Origin of the sequence: Nonomuraea sp. N2-4H, assembly GCF_045291505.1 — a bacterium.
GTDB classification, from domain to species: domain Bacteria; phylum Actinomycetota; class Actinomycetes; order Streptosporangiales; family Streptosporangiaceae; genus Nonomuraea; species Nonomuraea fastidiosa.
The window spans coordinates 6,897,536-6,915,353 of sequence record NZ_CP147987.1; the positions used below are offsets into that span (position 1 = coordinate 6,897,536).

16 protein-coding genes and 1 pseudogene are annotated in these 17,818 nt (G+C 71.5%); 3 read left to right on the top strand and 14 right to left on the bottom strand.

Going from position 1 to position 17,818, the window contains the following annotated elements; all coding sequences use genetic code 11:
• Positions 1-182: 182 nt before the first annotated feature.
• Complete coding sequence (groL, locus tag WBK31_RS31430; RefSeq protein ID WP_364068558.1) at positions 183-1,802, bottom strand: chaperonin GroEL; 1,620 nt, start codon at positions 1,800-1,802, stop codon at positions 183-185.
• 72 nt (positions 1,803-1,874) lie between these two features.
• Positions 1,875-2,189: a co-chaperone GroES gene (gene groES, locus WBK31_RS31435; RefSeq protein ID WP_219545199.1), complete on the bottom strand. Its 315-nt coding sequence runs from the start codon at positions 2,187-2,189 to the stop codon at positions 1,875-1,877.
• Positions 2,190-2,674: 485 nt separating this feature from the next.
• Between groES and WBK31_RS31440 the strand changes: the two are divergent.
• Positions 2,675-3,855: pseudogene (locus WBK31_RS31440) on the top strand (THUMP-like domain-containing protein).
• A 194-nt stretch (positions 3,856-4,049) separates the two neighbouring features.
• The gene (locus WBK31_RS31445; RefSeq protein WP_406673588.1) at positions 4,050-5,978 is read left to right on the top strand and encodes a hypothetical protein; all 1,929 of its coding nucleotides are present in this window, start codon (positions 4,050-4,052) and stop codon (positions 5,976-5,978) included.
• Between the two features lie 141 nt (positions 5,979-6,119).
• Here the strand turns inward: WBK31_RS31445 and tsaD are convergent, their stop codons facing one another.
• From tsaD to WBK31_RS31505, 12 genes are all read right to left on the bottom strand, one after another.
• Complete coding sequence (tsaD, locus tag WBK31_RS31450; protein WP_364068564.1) at positions 6,120-7,151, bottom strand: tRNA (adenosine(37)-N6)-threonylcarbamoyltransferase complex transferase subunit TsaD; 1,032 nt, start codon at positions 7,149-7,151, stop codon at positions 6,120-6,122.
• Positions 7,144-7,575, bottom strand: a complete 432-nt coding sequence (gene rimI, locus WBK31_RS31455; RefSeq protein ID WP_364068769.1) for a ribosomal protein S18-alanine N-acetyltransferase — start codon at positions 7,573-7,575, stop codon at positions 7,144-7,146. Before rimI ends, tsaD begins: the two co-directional genes overlap by 8 nt.
• An 11-nt stretch (positions 7,576-7,586) precedes the next feature.
• A complete protein-coding gene (gene tsaB, locus WBK31_RS31460) occupies positions 7,587-8,234 on the bottom strand; it encodes a tRNA (adenosine(37)-N6)-threonylcarbamoyltransferase complex dimerization subunit type 1 TsaB (protein WP_364068566.1) in 648 nt (215 codons plus the stop codon).
• Positions 8,235-8,261: 27 nt separating this feature from the next.
• Positions 8,262-9,206, bottom strand: a complete 945-nt coding sequence (locus WBK31_RS31465) for a phosphotransferase (protein WP_406673589.1) — start codon at positions 9,204-9,206, stop codon at positions 8,262-8,264.
• Positions 9,207-9,211: 5 nt separating this feature from the next.
• Positions 9,212-9,757: a class F sortase gene (locus WBK31_RS31470; protein ID WP_364068570.1), complete on the bottom strand. Its 546-nt coding sequence runs from the start codon at positions 9,755-9,757 to the stop codon at positions 9,212-9,214.
• Positions 9,758-9,761: 4 nt separating this feature from the next.
• Complete coding sequence (locus WBK31_RS31475; protein ID WP_406673590.1) at positions 9,762-10,430, bottom strand: hypothetical protein; 669 nt, start codon at positions 10,428-10,430, stop codon at positions 9,762-9,764.
• 168 nt (positions 10,431-10,598) lie between these two features.
• Positions 10,599-11,057, bottom strand: a complete 459-nt coding sequence (gene tsaE, locus WBK31_RS31480; protein ID WP_364068574.1) for a tRNA (adenosine(37)-N6)-threonylcarbamoyltransferase complex ATPase subunit type 1 TsaE — start codon at positions 11,055-11,057, stop codon at positions 10,599-10,601.
• Positions 11,058-12,134: an alpha/beta fold hydrolase gene (locus tag WBK31_RS31485; protein WP_378786118.1), complete on the bottom strand. Its 1,077-nt coding sequence runs from the start codon at positions 12,132-12,134 to the stop codon at positions 11,058-11,060.
• Positions 12,135-12,179: 45 nt separating this feature from the next.
• Entirely contained in the window at positions 12,180-13,301 is a 1,122-nt protein-coding gene (gene alr / locus WBK31_RS31490) for an alanine racemase (protein WP_378790173.1), read from the bottom strand.
• A gap of 68 nt (positions 13,302-13,369) precedes the next feature.
• Entirely contained in the window at positions 13,370-14,833 is a 1,464-nt protein-coding gene (locus WBK31_RS31495; protein ID WP_364068580.1) for an NAD(P)H-hydrate dehydratase, read from the bottom strand.
• A 9-nt stretch (positions 14,834-14,842) separates the two neighbouring features.
• Positions 14,843-15,193, bottom strand: coding sequence for a holo-ACP synthase (locus WBK31_RS31500; RefSeq protein ID WP_364068582.1), 351 nt, complete (start codon positions 15,191-15,193; stop codon positions 14,843-14,845).
• A 20-nt stretch (positions 15,194-15,213) separates the two neighbouring features.
• Entirely contained in the window at positions 15,214-16,620 is a 1,407-nt protein-coding gene (locus WBK31_RS31505; protein WP_364068584.1) for an alkaline phosphatase PhoX, read from the bottom strand.
• Between the two features lie 189 nt (positions 16,621-16,809).
• Between WBK31_RS31505 and coaA the strand changes: the two genes are divergently transcribed.
• Positions 16,810-17,712 (top strand): type I pantothenate kinase, encoded by a 903-nt coding sequence (coaA, locus tag WBK31_RS31510; RefSeq protein ID WP_364068771.1) that lies wholly within the window; start codon positions 16,810-16,812, stop codon positions 17,710-17,712.
• The last annotated feature ends 106 nt before the right edge of the window (positions 17,713-17,818 follow it).

Sequence of the window (17,818 nt, forward strand, 5' to 3'; positions counted from 1 at the left end):
CCGCCGACCATCTCCCGCACACCCCAAGACCCGCACACCCCGAGACCCGCACACCCCGAGACCCGCACACCCCGAGACCCGCACACCCCGAGACCCGCACACCCGAAAGTCCCGGAAACGCCGTACGGCCCGCACCCAACGCAGGGTGCGGGCCGTACGGTCAGCGAAAGGAGTGAGAAGGGTCAGTGGCCGTGGCCGTGACCGTGGCCCTGGCCGTTGGCCGGAGCCTCCTCCTCGGGCTTGTCCACCACGAGCGCCTCGGTCGTGAGCAGCATGCCCGCGATCGAAGCGGCGTTCTGGACGGCCGAGCGGGTGACCTTGACGGGGTCGATGACGCCCTGGGCGATCAGGTCGCCGTATTCGCCGGTCGCGGCGTTGAGGCCGTGGCCGGGCTCCAGCTCGGCGACCTTGTGGGTCACGACGTAGCCCTCGAGGCCGGCGTTCTCGGCGATCCAGCGGGCGGGCTCGACGAGCGAGCGGCGCACGATGCTGACGCCGGTGGCCTCGTCGCCGGTCAGGCCGAGGTCGTCGAGGTCCTTGGAGGCGTGGATCAGCGCGGAGCCACCGCCGGAGACGATGCCCTCCTCGATGGCGGCGCGGGTCGCGGAGATCGCGTCCTCGAGGCGGTGCTTCTTCTCCTTCAGCTCGACCTCGGTGGCGGCGCCGACGCGCAGCACGCACACACCGCCGGCCAGCTTGGCCAGACGCTCCTGCAGCTTCTCGCGGTCCCAGTCGGAGTCGGACTGCTCGATGGCAATCTTGATCTCCTTGATGCGGTCCTCGATGGCCTGCGCGTCACCGGCGCCGTCGACGATGGTCGTGGTGTCCTTGGTGACGACGACGCGGCGGGCCGTCCCGAGCACCTCGATGCCGACGTGCTCCAGCTTGAGGCCGACCTCCTCGCTGACGACCTGGCCGCCGGTGAGGATGGCCATGTCCTGCAGCATCGCCTTGCGGCGGTCGCCGAAGCCCGGGGCCTTGACGGCGACGGAGGTGAAGGTGCCGCGGATCTTGTTGGTGACCAGGACGGCCAGGGCCTCGCCCTCGACGTCCTCGGCGACCACGAGCAGCGGCTTCTTGGTCTGGGCGACCTTCTCCAGCAGCGGCAGGAAGTCCGCGATGGAGGAGATCTTGCCCTGGTGGAGCAGGATGTAGGCGTCCTCGAGGACGGTCTCCATCCGCTCGGGGTCGGTCACCATGTAGGCCGACAGGTAGCCCTTGTCGAACTGCATGCCCTCGGTGAACTCGAGCTCCATGCCCATGGCATTGGACTCTTCGACGGTGAGGACACCGTCCTTGCCCACCTTGTCGAAGGCCTCGGCGATCAGGTTGCCGATCTGCGCGTCCTGCGCGGAGATCGTCGCGACGTTGGCGATCTCGTTCTTGTCGGCGACCTCGCGGGCGCTCGACAGCAGGCGGTCGCTGATCTCCTTGGCGGCCTTGTCGATGCCGCGCTTGAGCGCCAGCGGCGAGGCGCCGGCGGCGACGTTGCGCAGGCCCTCACGGACCATGGCCTGGGCCAGGACGGTCGCGGTGGTGGTGCCGTCACCCGCGATGTCGTTGGTCTTGGTGGCCACTTCCTTGGCGAGCTGGGCGCCGAGGTTCTCGTAGCGCTCCTCCAGCTCGATCTCACGAGCGATGGTCACACCGTCGTTCGTGATCGTCGGCGCACCGAACTTCTTGTCGATGACGACGTTACGGCCACGCGGGCCGAGCGTTACCTTGACGGCGTCGGCGAGGGCGTTGACGCCGCGCTCGAGCGCGCGACGGGCGTCCTCGTCGAACTCCAGGATCTTCGCCATTGCTGAAAGTCCTCTCCTAGCGTCGAAAGCCCCGGCCGCCCTCAAGAGCGCCCGGGGCTCGACACATCCGGCTTACTTCTCGATGATCGCGAGAACGTCGCGGGCGGAGAGCACGAGGTACTCCTCGCCGCCGTACTTGACCTCGGTGCCGCCGTACTTGCTGTAGAGGACGATGTCGCCCTCAGAGACGTCGAGCGGGATCCGCTTCTCGCCGTCCTCGTCCCAGTTGCCGGGGCCCACCGCCAGGACCTTGCCCTCCTGCGGCTTCTCCTTGGCAGTGTCCGGAATGACCAGGCCGGACGCGGTGGTCTGCTCGGCCTCAAGCGGCTGAACCACGATGCGGTCGCCGAGCGGCTTAACGGGAACCTTGGTGGCGGTCGTCACGATCGGACCTCCCCTTCAGATTTCGATGATCTAGAAGAGGCGACCAGCTGGGCCTGCCGTCGCGGGTGTCAGACCTGCCTCGTCGCACGTTGGCACTCTCAAGGGGAGAGTGCCAACAGGAAACATATGCAAGAGGGGCTTGACAGTCAACACGAACGCGTCTGCCGACAGCGATCGGGGCTCGTGGAAAGGCCCTGTGACCTCGTTCAGTGTCCCACGTGCCCGAGATGTCCCGCCCCACCGCCGCACCGCGTCCGTCCATCTGTACGTGTGCGGCGCCCGGCGTGTCCTGCTCCACCGTCGCACTGCATCCGTCCGTCTTCTACGTGTGCGGCGCCCGGCGTGTCCCGCCCCACCGCCGCACCGCGTCCGCCCGTACGTGCACAGCGCCCGGCGTGTCCTGCCCTACCCCGCCCGCACGTTTTCTACCCATAAGAGCAAGCGCCCTCGTGCCGAGGAGGGCGCGCGTGGCGCTAACGTCGGGTGGCGTGGACCTCGACGCCTTTACCGAGCTGCTGACCCCGCGCGGCCTGCGGGCGCTCGCCGAGGCGGGCGAGCTGGTGGGGGCCGATCCGGTGGCCGCGGCCACGACGTTGCGCAAGACGTACGACGCGGCGCTGACCTCCGCCGCGCTCACCCAGGCGGGGCTGCGGCAGCGGGCCAGGGCCAAGTTCGGCGCGGACGCGGGCCGCATGTTCTTCACACCGCACGGCCTCGAACAGGCCACCCGCCCCGAGGTCGCCGAGCACCGCGCGCGCCGCCTGCTCACCCTTATCACTCCTGGGCGCGGGCGGGTGGCCGACGCCTGCTGCGGCATCGGCGGCGACCTGCTCGCGCTGGCCAAGGCGGGGTGCACGGTGACGGCCGTGGACGCCGACCCGCTGACGGCGGCCGTGGCGCGGGCGAACGCGGAGGCGTTCGGGCTGGGCGACCGGGTGACGGTGCGGGTGGGCGACGCGGCCGAGGTGCGGCCCGAGGAGTACGACGTGCTGTTCGCCGACCCGGCCAGGCGCACGGGCAAGGGCAGGACGTTCGACCCCATGGCGTACTCGCCGCCCTGGCCGGTGGTGCTCGACCTGGTCTCGCGCGCCGGTCTCGCCTGCCTCAAGGTCGCTCCCGGCATCCCGTACGAGTTCATCCCCGATGGCGCGCTGGCCGAGTGGATCTCGTACAAGGGGGAGGTCAAAGAGGCCACGCTGTGGGCGGAGCCGGCGTGACCGGCGGCAGGCGCGCGACGCTGCTGCCCGGCGGCCACGAGCTGGCCGCCACCGGCGTCACGGCTCCGGTGGGCCCGCCCGGCCGCTACCTGTACGAGCCCGACGGCGCCGCCGTGCGCGCGCACCTCGTCGGTGAGGTGGCCGAGCTGGTCGGCGGGCGGCTGCTCGACCCGATGATCGCGTACGTGACGAGCGACGCCGCGACGGACACCCCATGGGCCGCCAGATACGAAATAGAGGACGTCATCCCTTTCAATCTGAAAAAGCTACGCGCCGCCCTCCGAGAGCGACAAATCGGCAATGTCACCATCAAGAAGCGCGGCTCCGCCGTCGACATCGAACGCCTTCGCGCCGATTTGCGACTCAGCGGCGACAACGCCATGGTCATCGTCCTGACCAGGATTCTCGACAAACCCTCGGTAATCCTCTGCAAGCCCTCCTCACCTGCCTGAATCTCCAAATTCGGCCATCGAACCGTTTTCCTCGATCTTTCTCCTCGCGTCTGACGGACCTTGCTCCAGCGGCTAAGGTAGCCGGGCGGGAGTTCTCCCCCTATTGCGGTTAACCGCGTTCTCGCTCTTTCAGATATGAACCGGACCTACCCGACCACTGCGCGGCAGTCCGTCGGCGAGCGAAGGAGCTTTCGGTGGACCATTCCAACCACACCACCCTTCTCCAATCGGGCGCGTACAACGCCGACGTCGTCCCCAAGAGGATGCGAGACCTGCTCGCGCGTGCCGCACAGGACCACGTCTACGAGCAGCGCACCCAGGGCGCGGTGCTCGACGAGATCCGCCAGCGTCTTGAGGGCATGGAATGGCTGCTGCGCGAGGTGCGCGAACGCGAGCTCGGCGGGCTGAGCGGCTCCCTTGAGGCGGTGAACGGGCGGCTCGACGAGATCGCCGTCAAGCCGCCGATGTGGGCGGAGGGCCTGGCCCAGCACGTCGAGGCCGTACGCGACCACGTGGACGCCGTGGGCGACAGGGTCGGCTCGGTGGACGCCAGGATGTCCCCCATCACCGACCTGCCCAGCCTGTGGGCCGACCTCGGCACCGTCGGTGAGAGCGTGGACGAGGCGCTCAACCGCCTCCAGTCGGTGCTCGACACCACCGACGGCATCACCAAGGGCATGGCCGACTTCGCCGCCACCCTGAAGGGGCTCAACGCCAGCATGGAGGCCGCGGCCGGGCGTTTCACCCGGCTCGACCGGTCGATGGCGGAGCTGACCTCCCGTACGGACCGGGTCGAGGTCGCCGTATCCGACCTGTCGGAACACCTCACCAGCAGGATCGACGACACCGCCCAGCGCCTCGCGGCCCGGCTGGACGAGACCGACAAGCGGCTGACGTCCCGGCTCGACGAGACCGACCAGCGGCTCACCGCCCGGCTCGGCGAGACCGACCAGCGGCTGAGCACCCGCCTCGACGAGACCGACCAGCGGCTCGCCACGGCCCTGCTGGAGGCCGACGAACGGCTCGTCGCCCGGCTCAAGGAGGCCGACGAGCTGGCCGGAGCCCGCCTGGCGGGCGTCGAGCAGCGCCTGGCCACCCGCCTCGACGAGACCGACCAGCACCTCGCCGTGCAGCTCGGCGAGAGCGAGCAGCGCCTCACCGCCCGGCTCAGCGGCGTGGACGCCAGGCTCGAACGCGTCGAGGGCCGCCTTTCCGGCCTCGACTCCCGGCTCACCGGCTTCGACAGCCGGCTCGAATCCGCCGACGAGTGCCTGGCCGAGATCGACACCAGGCTCGACGGGCTCGACGACCGCATCGGCGGCGTGGACAAGCGGCTGTCGTCCATGGACGGCCAGCTCGGCGCCGTCGACAAGCGGCTGGGCTCGCTCGACGCCCACCTCGGCCGCCACGACGACCGCTTCGACGCGATCGACGTCCGCATGGACACCCGCTTCGCCTCGCTCGACGAGCGCCTGCAGGCAGGCGAGCAGCGCGCCGCCGAGATCGCGACCCGCAACGAAGGCCGCTTCAACCGGCTGGACAGCCAGGTCGACGCCATCGACGAGCGCCTGGTCGAGGCCGAAGAGCACATCAGCAGCCGCTTCGACGCGCTCGACGGGCAGCTCGGCGGCATCGACGGCCGGTTCCGTGGCATCGACACCCAGCTCAACGGCCTGGCCGCGCGCGCCGAGCAGACCGGCGAGCACCTTGAGTCGGTCGGTGAGCATCTGGAGTCGGTCGACGACCGCATCGAGGCGGTCGGCCGCCGCGTGGACGAGCTGCCCGCCGCGCTCGACCACACCGACCGGGTCACGAAGCAGGTCACCGAGCAGGTGACCGGGCAGATCGGCGAGCTGATCAAGACCCACGTGAGCGAGCAGGCCGAGCTGATCAAGGCGCAGGCCGGCGAGCAGGCCGAGCGCCTGGCCGCCGCCACGGAGGCGCTCAGCGAGCTGGTGCGCTCGCGGCCCGACGGCGACGAGCTGGCGGGCACGATGTCGGGCGCGGTGTCCGGGGCCGTGCAGCCCGCGGCCGAGGAGCTGGCCAAGCGGCTGAGTGCGCTGGAGGAGACCATGCTGGCGCTCGCCGAGGCCCTGCTCCGCCCGACCCGCCCTAAGGACTGACCCCCGCAGCCCCACGGACCGGCCCCGCCTCCGCCCGCCCGTGCCCGCGCCGCGCGGCATGGGCGGGGGCAGGGGTCCCGCAGAAACGGGCGCCACTGGAAAGCCCGGAAACGGGCGCCGCTGGAAAGGGAGCCCGGCGGCTCAGACGTGGACGGTCGTGATCGGCAGCGACGAGTCGGCCGGGATCTGCAGCGACGACGGCGCCACACCGGCCGCCACCATGTCGGACCCCAGGGCGGCGACCATGGCGCCGTTGTCAGTGCACAGCCCCGGCCGGGGCACGCGCAGCCGTACGCCGGCCGCGTCGCACCGCTCCTGGGCCAGCGCCCGCAGCCGCGAGTTGGCCGCCACGCCACCGCCGATGAGCAGATCGTGCACGTCGTACTTGCGGCACGCCTGCAGCGCCTTGCGGGTCAGCACGTCGACCACCGCCTCCTGGAAGGAGGCGGCCACGTCGGGCACGTGGATGGGCTCTCCTGCGGCCTCACGGGCCTCGATCCAGCGGGCCACGGCCGTCTTGAGCCCGGAGAAGGAGAAGTCGAGCGTGCCGTCGTCGATCTTGCCGCGCGGGAACGCGATGGCGCTGCCGGACCCCTCGAGGGCGGCCTTGTCGATGTGCGGCCCGCCGGGGAACGGCAGCCCCAGCACCCTCGCCACCTTGTCGAACGCCTCACCGGCCGCGTCGTCGACGGTGGCGCCGAGCGAGATGACCTCCTCGGCGACGTCGGGCACGAGCAGCAGCGACGAGTGGCCGCCGGAGACCAGCAGCGCGATGCACGGCTTGGGCAGCGGCCCGTGTTCGAGCTGGTCGACGGCGACGTGGGCGGCCAGGTGGTTGACGCCGTAGAGCGGCACGCCGAGGCCGAGCGCGTAGGACTTGGCCGCGGCGACGCCCACCAGCAGCGCCCCGGCGAGCCCCGGGCCGGCCGTGACCGCGATGGCGTCGATGTCGGAGAAGGCGAGCCCGGCCTCGGCCAGCGCGGCCTCCACGGTGGGCGTCATGGCCTCCAGGTGGGCGCGCGATGCGACCTCGGGCACGACACCGCCGAACCTGGCGTGCTCGTCCATGCTGGACGCGACGGTGTTGGCGAGCAGCGTGTGGCCCCTGACGATGCCGATGCCGGTCTCGTCGCAGGACGTCTCGATGCCCAGGACCACGGGTGCGTCAGTCACCCAGCCGCCTCCTCATCATGATCGCGTCGGTGCCGTCGTCGTAGTAGCGGCGGCGGGTGCCGATCTCCTCGAACCCGAAACGCCGGTAGACGCTCTGGGCGGCCGGGTTGTCGGCGCGTACCTCCAGGAAGATCTCCCGCGCGCCCCTGCGGCGCGCCTCGTCGAGCAGCTCGCTCAGCATGGCGCTGCCGATACCGGAGCGCCGGTGCTTCTCCAGCACCGCGATGGTCTGCACGTCGGCCTGGTCGGCCGCGGCGGCGAGCCCGGCGTAGCCGACGATCTCGTCATCGACCAGGGCCACGACGTAGTGGCGGGTGCGGGGCATGTCGGCGAGCTCGCCGCGCATCATGCCCTCGCTCCATGCGTCGAGCGGGAACGTGATCCGCTCGATCTCCATGACCGCAGGCAGATCGGCCTCGGTCATCGGCCTGAGTTTCACGCGGTCACCTTCTTGGGGGCGCCCGGCACGACGGCGTCGGGCCTGCGCAGGTAGATGGGGCGCGGCGGGTCGAGCGGGACGCCCTTGGCGAGCCGCTCGGCCGCCAGGGCGGCCAGCGCACCCGCGTAGGGGTAGGGCGGCGCCCCAGCGCCGTCGCCGAGCAGGTCGGGATAGAGCTGGGCACCCGCGCCGACGACCGGCAGCCCCTCGACGGGGACGTCGGCGGGGCGGTCGACGAAGGGGCCGTCGGTCCGGGTGCGCATATCTGCGTAACGCGCCCAGAACACCTCTTTGCGCCGCGCGTCGGTGGCGGCGATGAACGGCTCTGTGCGCCCGCTCGCGTAGGCGACGGCGTCGAGCGTGCAGATGCCGTACGCGGGCACGCCCAGCGTGGTCGCAAGGCCCTGTGCGGTCATCAGCCCCACGCGCAGACCGGTGTAGGGGCCGGGACCGCTGCCCGCCACGACGGCCGTCACCTCGCGCAGCGTCACCCGCGCCTCGCCCAGCACCAGCTCGATGGTGGGCACGAGCAGCTCGCCATGGCGGCGGGCGTCGATCGTGGTGTGTTCGGCGAGCACGCGCTCGCCGTCGTGGAGCGCCGCGGTGACGGCGGGCGTCGCGGTGTCAAAGGCCAGGACCAGCACGACTGTCTAGCCTACCCGCCGGGCGGGTCACGCCCAGCCGGTACGCCGCTTCAGCCAATCGAGGGCCACCACGCCCTGCGCCCGCTGGAACGCCCTGAGCGTGGGCAGCCCGGGAGGCGGGGGCTGCCTGGACATGCGGACGAAGAAACCGGTCATGGCGGCCACGGCCTTGGTGACGTCGTCGCCGGGCAGCTCGGCCAGCTCCCACGGCGCCGGCCCGCCCTGCATGCCGACCGACGGCAGCATCGCGGCCAGGTCGAACCAGGGCGCGGCACGTGCGGCCCACGGCCAGTCCACGACGTAGACCCGGTCGTCGGTGAGCAGGACGTTGTCGGCCCGCAGGTCGGCGTGGACGAGGGTGTCGCCGGCGGCCGCGGCGTCCCAGCCGGTCTCCAGCTCGGCCAGCTCGCCGAGGTGGCGCAGCGCCCAGGGGTCGAGCCCGGTGGTGTCCTCCTCCAGAAGGTGGTGCCAGCCCTGGAACTGGCTGCCGAACACCTCACCGATCGGGGGCACGTCGATGGGCGCGGGGGTGAGCGCGGCGGACATCTCCTCGATGGCGGCCAGCACCCGGTCCAGCTCGTCGCGCCGCCAGGGCATGGCGGGGTGGCGGCCCTCGACGTCCTCGAAGAGGAGCACGACCCAGCCGTCCAGCTCGAAGCCGGTGAGCAGCCGGGGCGCGGGAACCGATGCGGGCAGCGCCCTGGCGACCCGCAGCTCCGACCGGTAGATGCGGACGGCGTCGGCGTTGGGCTCGGGGCCGACGGCCTTGACGAAGGCGCGCTTGCCGCCGCGGGTGCGCAGGCGGCAGGCGGCGGCCGGGGAGAAGCCGCCGGGCTGGGTGACGGCCTCGGCCACGGCGTCGCCGAGGAAGTCCTCGATGGCGGCCCGTACGGAGGCGGGCACGTCGGCCCAGGGCACGCGCGCGCCCGTCGCTGGCGGATTGGTGTCGGTCGCCGAATCGGTGTCCGTCATGGGCCTCAAACCTGGGATGCGTAGACGATGATGTTGTCGACGTACTCGCCCTTGGCGTAGTCGAACTTGCCACCGCACGTTACCAGTTTGAGCCCGTCTTCCAGGTACACCTTTTTCGCCGGGAACTCGTCCTTGTGCACCTGCTCGATGCGGTCCACCTTGTAGCGCACGACCTTGCCGTCGCTGCGCTCGACCTTCACGGTCTCGCCCTTGCGTAACTCCCTGAGTTTGTAGAACACGGCGGGGGCGGTCTTGGTGTCGACGTGCCCGATGATCACCGAGGCGCCCTTCTCGCCGGGCACGGCGCTGCCGGTGTACCAGCCGGCCACCTTCGGCTTCTCGTACGGCGGCAGCTCGACCTCGCCGTTCTCCAGCAGCCTGAGCTTCATCAGCGGCGCCTCGACGTCGATCGACGGGATGTCGATGGTCTTGGGCACGACGGACGCCTGCGCGGGTTTCGCGGTGGTGCCGATGTCGGCGTTGTGTCCGAACGCGTACAGCAGCAGGCCGGTCACGGCGCCGGCGAGCACCACCCGTCCTGGACGGGCCATGACGTTATGCCCTGGTGCGCCGCTTGACCGCGAAGGCGATGCCGCCGGCCGCCGCGAGCGCGATGAGCACGCCCGCGGGCCCGATCGACGAATCCTCGGAGACGTCCTGCGCGTACGTGCCGCCGCCGCCCGCCCGCGGGGCCTTGGTGGGCACGACGGTGGTGGAGGTGGAGTCCGGCTCGTCCGGCTCAGGGGCGACGACGCGCAGCGTGGCGCGGCCCATGTCGTTGGTGCCGTCGCACTTGACGTCCACCCGGTACGAGCCGCGCCGGACCGTTCCCGACACCTGCGCCTCGCCGCGCACCCACGGCGAGGGAGAGGCGGGCGTCGCGGTGGCGGTCGGCGAGGCCGACGGCGGCGGCACGGGGTTGAGCGTGACGCCGTTGACGAACGCCTTGGACGTGGCCGTGCCGGTGTGGGCGGGCCCGCCGGTCGGCACCGGGCAGTTGGCCAGGACCCACACCTTGGACGTCTCCCCCGCGGTGACCCGGTCGGGGTTGACCTGGACGTTGATGTCGCGCCTCGCGGTGGTCGGACTGGCCGTCGTCGTCACCGTGTCCGATGGGCTGCCGCTCGGTGTGGGGGTCGGATCGCTGTCGGCCGAGGCCGTGCATCCGGTCAGGCCGATCATGGCGATGGCTCCCGCGTACGCGACTCGTCTGACCCTGAGCACCGGCCGCACCCCACTTTGCCGTCCTGCTACCCAGCATCCACCGAAACGATGGATGTCGCCCCTCCTGATACCCAGAAAATCTGGGCCAATCACTGACCAACGATCATGTTTCAGACCGCCTGCCCCGTACGTCAAGGGTGCCAGCCTTACCGGATTTTGACCTGCGTTTCAGCCTTCCGGCGGATCAGACGGCGTGTCGGCCCATCGGGCGCCCACGCCGCGCAGCGTCACGACGCGGGCCTCGTCACCGGCCTCGCGGTCGATGCGGATCTCCAGCCGATCGTCGGCCAGCCCTTCGACCAGCCCCTCGCCCCACTCGACGACGGTGACAGACTCCTCCAGCGAGGCGTCCAGGTCGAGGTCGTCCACTTCCAGGTCGCCGCCCAGCCGGTACGCGTCCACGTGCACCAGCGGCGGCCCCTGGTGCAGCGACGGGTGCACGCGGGCGATGACGAACGTGGGCGAGGTGATCGGCCCGCGTACCTTGAGCCCTTCGGCGAGGCCCTGCACGAGCGTGGTCTTGCCGGCGCCGAGCGGGCCCGACAGCACGACCAGGTCGCCGGCGCGCAGCAGGGCGGCGAGGCGGGCGCCGTAGGCCCGCATGTCCTCGGGAGTCGCGATGCGCACCTACAGCTCCACTCTCTTCAGCAGGTCGCGCAGCGCGTCGTTGACGATGCCGGGCCGCTCGAGCTGGATCAGGTGGGAGGTGTCGGGCACCTCGGTGAGCTGGGCCTTGGGCAGCGCGGCGGCGATGGCCTTGCTGTGGTCGGGCGGGGTCAGCCAGTCGCGGTCGCCCACCAGGATCGCGGTGGGCACGGCGTCGAGCACGTGGAGCGCGGAAAGCTTGTCGTGGTTCATCAGCGCCGGGTAGAAGTCGGCGACCACCTGGGTGGGGGTGGCCCTGATCATCGACTCGGCGAAGTCGACCACGGTCGGGCTGACGTTCTTGGAGTCGCCGAAGCCGACGTAGCGGGTGATGAGGAACGCGATGTCGCTGCCGGCGTTGCGGGTCCTGTCGATGAGCGAGCCGCGCTTGCCCAGCATCGACACCGTCGCCGGGGCGACCTTGTGGACGACCTTCGACAGCACGGCGGGCAGGCCCAGCGTCAGCTCGGCCAGCTTGCCCGCCGAGGTCGCGAGGAGCGCCACCGCGCGGATCTTGTCGCCGAACAGGTGGGGGTGGCGGTCGGCCAGCGCCATGATCGTCATGCCGCCCATGGAGTGGCCGACGAGCACGCACGGGCCGGGTACGAAAGCGGCGATGACCTCGGCGAGGTCGTCGCCGAGCCGGTCGATCGTGCACTCCTCGGCCGAAGCGCGCTGGGAGCGCCCGTGCGAGCGCTGGTCCCACAGGACGAGGCGGTGGCTCTCGCGCAGGTCTTTGCGCTGGTAGTGCCAGGACTCCATGCTGAGGCAGTAGCCGTGGCAGAAGACGACGGTCAGCGGCGGGTCCTCGTCCTCCGCCGGGTGCTTGCGCTCGGGGCCGTCGATCTCGACGTGCAGCGCCTTGCCGTCGGAGGTGATGAGCGTGTGCTCGCGGCCGCGCAGCTCACCGAACGGCTCGCTGGCCTCGGTGTCGGGGCGCAGCCGGATGCGGCCGACCGCGTAACGCTTGGCCAGCGCCGCCGCCGCGACGCCTGCGGAGGCCGCGCCGACGAGCGCGCCGGCGATCCCTACCCTGCGCCGCTTGGTCGTCGTCGTCATGTGCCCGATCCTTCTTCACTCATGGCCGCCGCGATCCGCCCTTCGTCACTTGTGGTAGACCCTGGGCACTCGCGCACCGATCCTCGTCACGATTTCATGCGTGATCGTGCCGAGGGTATCGGCCCACTCCTGAGCGGTCGGCTCGCCCCCGTCGCCGGGGCCGAAGAGCACGACCTCGTCGCCCGCCGCCACCGGATCGTCGCCCACATCGATCATGAACTGGTCCATGCACACCCGGCCGGCGATGGTCCGGCGGCGCCCGCCCGCCAGCACCTCGGCCCGCCCGGTCGCGTGGCGCAGCACGCCGTCGGCGTAGCCGAGCGGCACCAGGGCGAGCGTGGTCTCGCACGAGGTCGTGTAAAGGTGTCCGTACGACACGCCGCAGCCCTCGGCGACCCGCTTGACCAGCCCGATCCTGGCCACCAGCGTCATGGCCGGGCGCAGGCCGAAGTCGCCGAGCTCGGGGATGGGGCTCAGGCCGTACATCGCGATGCCGGGCCTGACCATGTCGAAGCGGGCCTCGGGCAGCGTGACGATGGCGGCGGAGTTGGACATGTGCCTGATGACCTCGGAGCCCGCCGCGCCGGCCTGCTCGGCCAGCTTGAGCGCGGCCTCGTACGCCTCGAGCTGCCGCGCGATCGACGGATGCCCGGGGATGTCGGCGCAGGCGAAGTGGGACCAGATGCCGACGATCTCGATGGCGCCCTCCGCCTTGAGCTCGAGCGCCTTGGCCAGCAGGTCGGGCCAGGCGGCGAGCGGCGCCCCGCCCCTGCTCATGCCGGTGTCGGCCTCAAGGTGGAGCTTCGCGGCGCGGCCGGTGCGGCGCGCGGCGGCGGCGATCTCGTCGAGCAGCCCGGGATGGGAGGCCGACAGCTCCACGTCGGCGGCCAGCGCCTCGGCGATCGGCTCGCCCGGGGTGATCAGCCACGACAGGATGGGCGCGGTCACCCCGCCCGCGCGCAGCGCCAGCGCCTCCTGGATGAACGCGGTGCCGAGCCGGCCCGCCCCGCCCTGCAGCACGGCCTCGGACGTGGGCACCAGGCCGTGGCCGTAGGCGTCGGCCTTGACCGCTCCCATCAGCTCGGCGCCCCCGGCCCGCTCCTTGAGCAGGGCGACGTTGTGCCGGATGGCGCTCAGGTCGACCCGTGCCTCGGCGGGGGTGATCATCGGGTGGTCCATCTCTCCAGTCTGGCAGCTCGCGCCCGTGGCCGGGCACGCTTCGCCCGGCCTGGACGTCACGAATTGGTGCTGGTCACGGCCCGGATCGCCGCGGGGAGCGCGCTGGCCACGTCACCGGCGGCCAGCGGCGCGCCGTCGGCGGCCAGCCGCCCGGCGACGCCGTGCAGGTAGGCGGCGCAGGACGCGGCGTCGTAGCAGCTCAGGCCCTGGGCGAGCAGCGCGCCCGCGAGACCCGCGAGCACGTCTCCGGTGCCGCCGGTGGCCAGCCAGGACGTGCCGGTGGTGTTGACCCGCACCGGGCGGGAGTCCTCGGCCACCACCGTGGTCGAGCCCTTGAGCAGCACCGTGACGCCCAGCTCCGCGGCCGCCCTGCGGGCGTGGTCGAGGCGGGCGGCCTCGATGGCGTCGCGGCCGGCGCCGATGAGCCTGGACAGCTCGCCGGCGTGCGGCGTGATGAGGACGGGCGCGGCGCGCCGCAGCAGCGTGCGGTCCTTGGCGACCAGCGTGAGCCCGTCGGCGTCGATGAGCACCGGCACGTCGGACGCCAGCACGGCGGCGGCCAGCTCGTGGGCCCAGTCGTCGGTGCCGAGCCCTGGCCCGAGCACCCATGCCTGCACCCGGCCGACGCGGTCGATCGAGGGCGCGTCGAGCTGCGTCACCACGGCCTCCGGCCAGTGGGAGCGCACCTGGGCGACGGGAGCGGCGCGGCCCGCGTACCTCACCATGCCGGCGCCGCCGCGCAATGCGCCGCCGACGGCCAGCACGGCCGCTCCGGTGAACAGGTCGCTCCCCGCCGCGACGCCCACCACGCCTCTGCGGTATTTGTCGGACTCGTTGCGGGGGCGCGGCAGCAGCACGTCGAGATCGGCGCCGGTGAGCGCGGCCACGTCGGGGTCCGGCAGGTACGCCCCCAGCCCGATGTCCACCAGCTCGACCCGCCCCGCGTACGCGGCCCCGGGATCGACGAGCAGCCCCGTCTTGTACGCCCCCATGGTCACGGTCACCCGCGCCCGCACCGCCGCGCCCTCGACCCGCCCGGTTGAGGCGTCGACCCCGCTCGGCACGTCCACGGCCACGACGTGCCCGCGCGCGGCGGCCACCGCCTTGGCCAGCTCCGCGTACGGCTCGCGCAACGCGCCGGATGCCCCGATGCCGACGAGACCGTCGATGATCAGGTCGGCCGTCTCGATCGCCGCGCCGGCCGCGGACGGGTCGAGCACCCTGCCGCCCGCGTCGAGCAGCGCCCGCAGCCCGGCCTCGTGCGTCTTGGAACCGGCCGTGACGGCCTCCACCCTGGCACCGCGCCTGGCCAGGCGCTGCCCGGCGTACAGCGCGTCGCCGCCGTTGTCGCCGCTGCCCACCAGCAGCACCACCCGGCTTGCGTAGACGCGGCCGAGAAGATCGGCGCAGACGGAGGCGAGCCCGGAGGCGGCCCGCTGCATCAGCGTGCCCTCGGGCAGCCGGGCCATGAGCGCCTGCTCGGCCTGCCTGATCTGGTCGGCGGTGTAGGCGGTCTTCATGATTCGACGCTATCCCTCCGCGATCACGTAGGCGATGGCCACCCCCGCGTCATGGCTGAGCGACAGGTGCCAGCGCTTGACGCCGAGCCCGTACGCGGCCTCGGCGACCTTGCCGTAGACGTGCAGCTCGGGTTTGCCCAGCTCGTCGCAGCGCACCTCGGCCTCCAGGTGGCCGAGGCCCTTCGGCGCGCCGAGCGCCTTGGCCACGGCCTCCTTGGCGGCGAACCTGGCGGCCAGCGAGCGCACCGGCAGCGGGCGTTCGACCTCGGTGAACAGCCGCTCCTTGAGCCCGGGCGTGCGCTGCAGCGCGGCTTCGAAGCGGGCGATGTCGACGACGTCGACGCCGATACCCAGGATCATCGTCCCAGCGTAGAGGCTCCTCAGAACGGGCCGCGCTCCCACGGCCCCCAGATGGCCAGCGATCTGCCCTGCCTGGCCTGGATGTTGACGAAGAGCGTGTGGCCGCCGGGACCGAACGTGGAGCCGGCGAACTCGGCGCCGGGGTCGCCCTCGATGGGTTCGAGGCGGCAGAAGTCGAAGATCTCCCCCGACCTGGTGAGCCCGCGCAGGTAGTTGGCGCCGTCGCCGTCCTCGCACAGCACGAGCGTGCCCCGGCGGCTGACGGTGACGTTGTCGGGCAGGTCGAGCACCGCCGAGCGGGGCGACTCGTAGACGAGCCTGAGCCTGCCGCTCCACGTCTCATAGCCCCACACCTGGCCGCGCCCGTCGCCGAAGCCGTCGGGCGGCTCGTCGCCCGGCGCGGTGGCCCCGCCCTGGGTGGAGACGAAGTAGACGGTGCCGTTGTGGAAGACGGCGCCCTCCAGGCGGGAGAAGACGGCCGCGCCCTGCTCCCTGCCCTGCCTGCCCACGGCCTGCACGGCCTCGTCGTTGGACGGCCTGCCGCGGAACTCGGGGTCGGGGTCGTCGATGTCCACCCACGCGGTCTCGTACGTGGCGCCGGGCTCCTGCCCCGCCGACAGGTCCTTGTTCTTCGCGCCCTTGACGGCGAGCATCTGCAGCCGGCCGCCGTCGAGCAGCCGCCCGGCCAGCACCGGATGCTTGGGCGGCAGGTAGCGGTAGAAGCCGGAGGGGAAGCCGAAGTTGTCCTCGGTGAGGTAGAGGGCGCCGGTGGCCGGGTCGAAGGCGACGGACTCGTGGGCGAAGCGGCCGGCCGCGCGGATGGGCCTGGCGCTCGCGGGCCGGCCGACCGGCACCTCGAAGATGTAGCCGTGCCTCCGGGTGAGCTTGGAGTTGTCGCCGCCGGAGAAGTCGTCGCCCACGTCGGGGCCGTTGACCGTCTCCTCGCAGGTCACCCAGGCGCGCCAGGCCATGGGGCCGCCCGAGCAGTTCATCATGGTGCCGCTGAGCGAGGGCGCGCTCTCGATCACCTCGCCGTGGCGGGTGACGCGCAGCGTGGAGGTGCCGCCGCCGGCCATCGGGTCGTAGGCCCGCTTCCTGTCGCCGAACGCGCCGACCGGGCCGTTGACCTCGTGGTTGCGGATGAGGATCGTGCTGCCCTCAGGTCCGTTGAACGCGGCCATGCCGTCGTGCCTGCCCGGCACCGTCGAGCCGTCGCCGAACCTGTCGCCCGCCGCGCTGAACGACCGGTAGCGGAAGCCTTCGGGCAGGTGCAGCCGCACCTCGCCGTCGCGCAGGTCGCGTGCGGGACGCAGCGGCCCGTACCCCGGCACCGGCCTGGCCCGCCCCCGCCTGCTCACGCACGCGACACCGGCGAACGGCCCGGCGACCCCGGCGGCCACGGCGGAGATGAAGCGGCGACGGTCCATGGCGACCTCCGTCAGGACGGTATCCGCACCGTACCTCTCGCGTCCGCGCGTCGAAACCTTGATCCTTTCCCAGAAGTCGTTCTCGGTAATCCCACGTTTTCATCCACAGGCTGTGGATTGCCTGGGACAACCCCGGCCATGATCCGCTTTGTCGCACATCGTTACTCTGCCTAGGTGAACAACGGCTACGTGGAACTGAGCAGGGAGCAGTGGAGCGAGCTCCGCAAGAACACGCCCTTGACTCTCACCGCAGACGAGCTGGAAGAGCTGCGCGGGGTCGACGACCCCATCGACCTGACCGAAGTCACCGACATCTATCTCCCCCTGACCCGGCTGCTCAACCTGCACTTCACCGGGTCCAAGGCGCGCAGCAGCGTGTTGAGCGCTTTTCTGGGACACGAGGAGCAGCGGGTCCCGTACATCCTGGGCATCGCGGGCAGCGTCGCGGTCGGCAAGTCGACCACGGCCCGGCTGCTGCACACCCTCCTGGCGCGCTGGCCCGAGCACCCGCACGTGGAGCTGGTGACCACCGACAGCTTCCTGTACCCCAACGCGGTGCTGGAGGCCAAGGGCATCATGCACCGCAAGGGCTTTCCCGAAAGCTATGACCGGCGGGCGCTGGTCAGGTTCGTGGCCGAGGTCAAGGCGGGCGCGGCCGAGGTGAAGGCGCCGGTCTACAGCCACCTCGAATACGACATCGTCCCCGGCGCCACTCAGACCGTGCGCAGCCCCGACATCCTCATCATCGAAGGACTCAACGTCCTCCAGCCCGCCCCGCCCACGTCTTTGGCCGTCAACGACTACTTCGACTTCTCCATCTACGTCGACGCCAAGGTCGAGGACATCCGCACCTGGTACGTCGAGCGCTTCCACAAGCTGCGCCGCACCGCGTTCGAAGACCCCAAGTCGTACTTCCGGCACATCGCGGACCTGTCGTACGAGGAGGCCACGGAGTTCGCGGTCAACGTCTGGCGCGACATCAACGAGCGCAACCTCATCGAGAACATCGCCCCCACCCGGGGTCGCGCCGACCTGGTGCTCAAGAAGGGCCCAGACCACTCCGTACGACGGGTGCGTCTTCGCCAGACCTGAACGCCTCCTCGTACACGTAACGCCCGAACCTGCCCGCACACCCCTGGTCGTCGATATCGGCGAACCAGCACTCCTCGCCGTGCTCGTGACACCAGAACCGGATCAT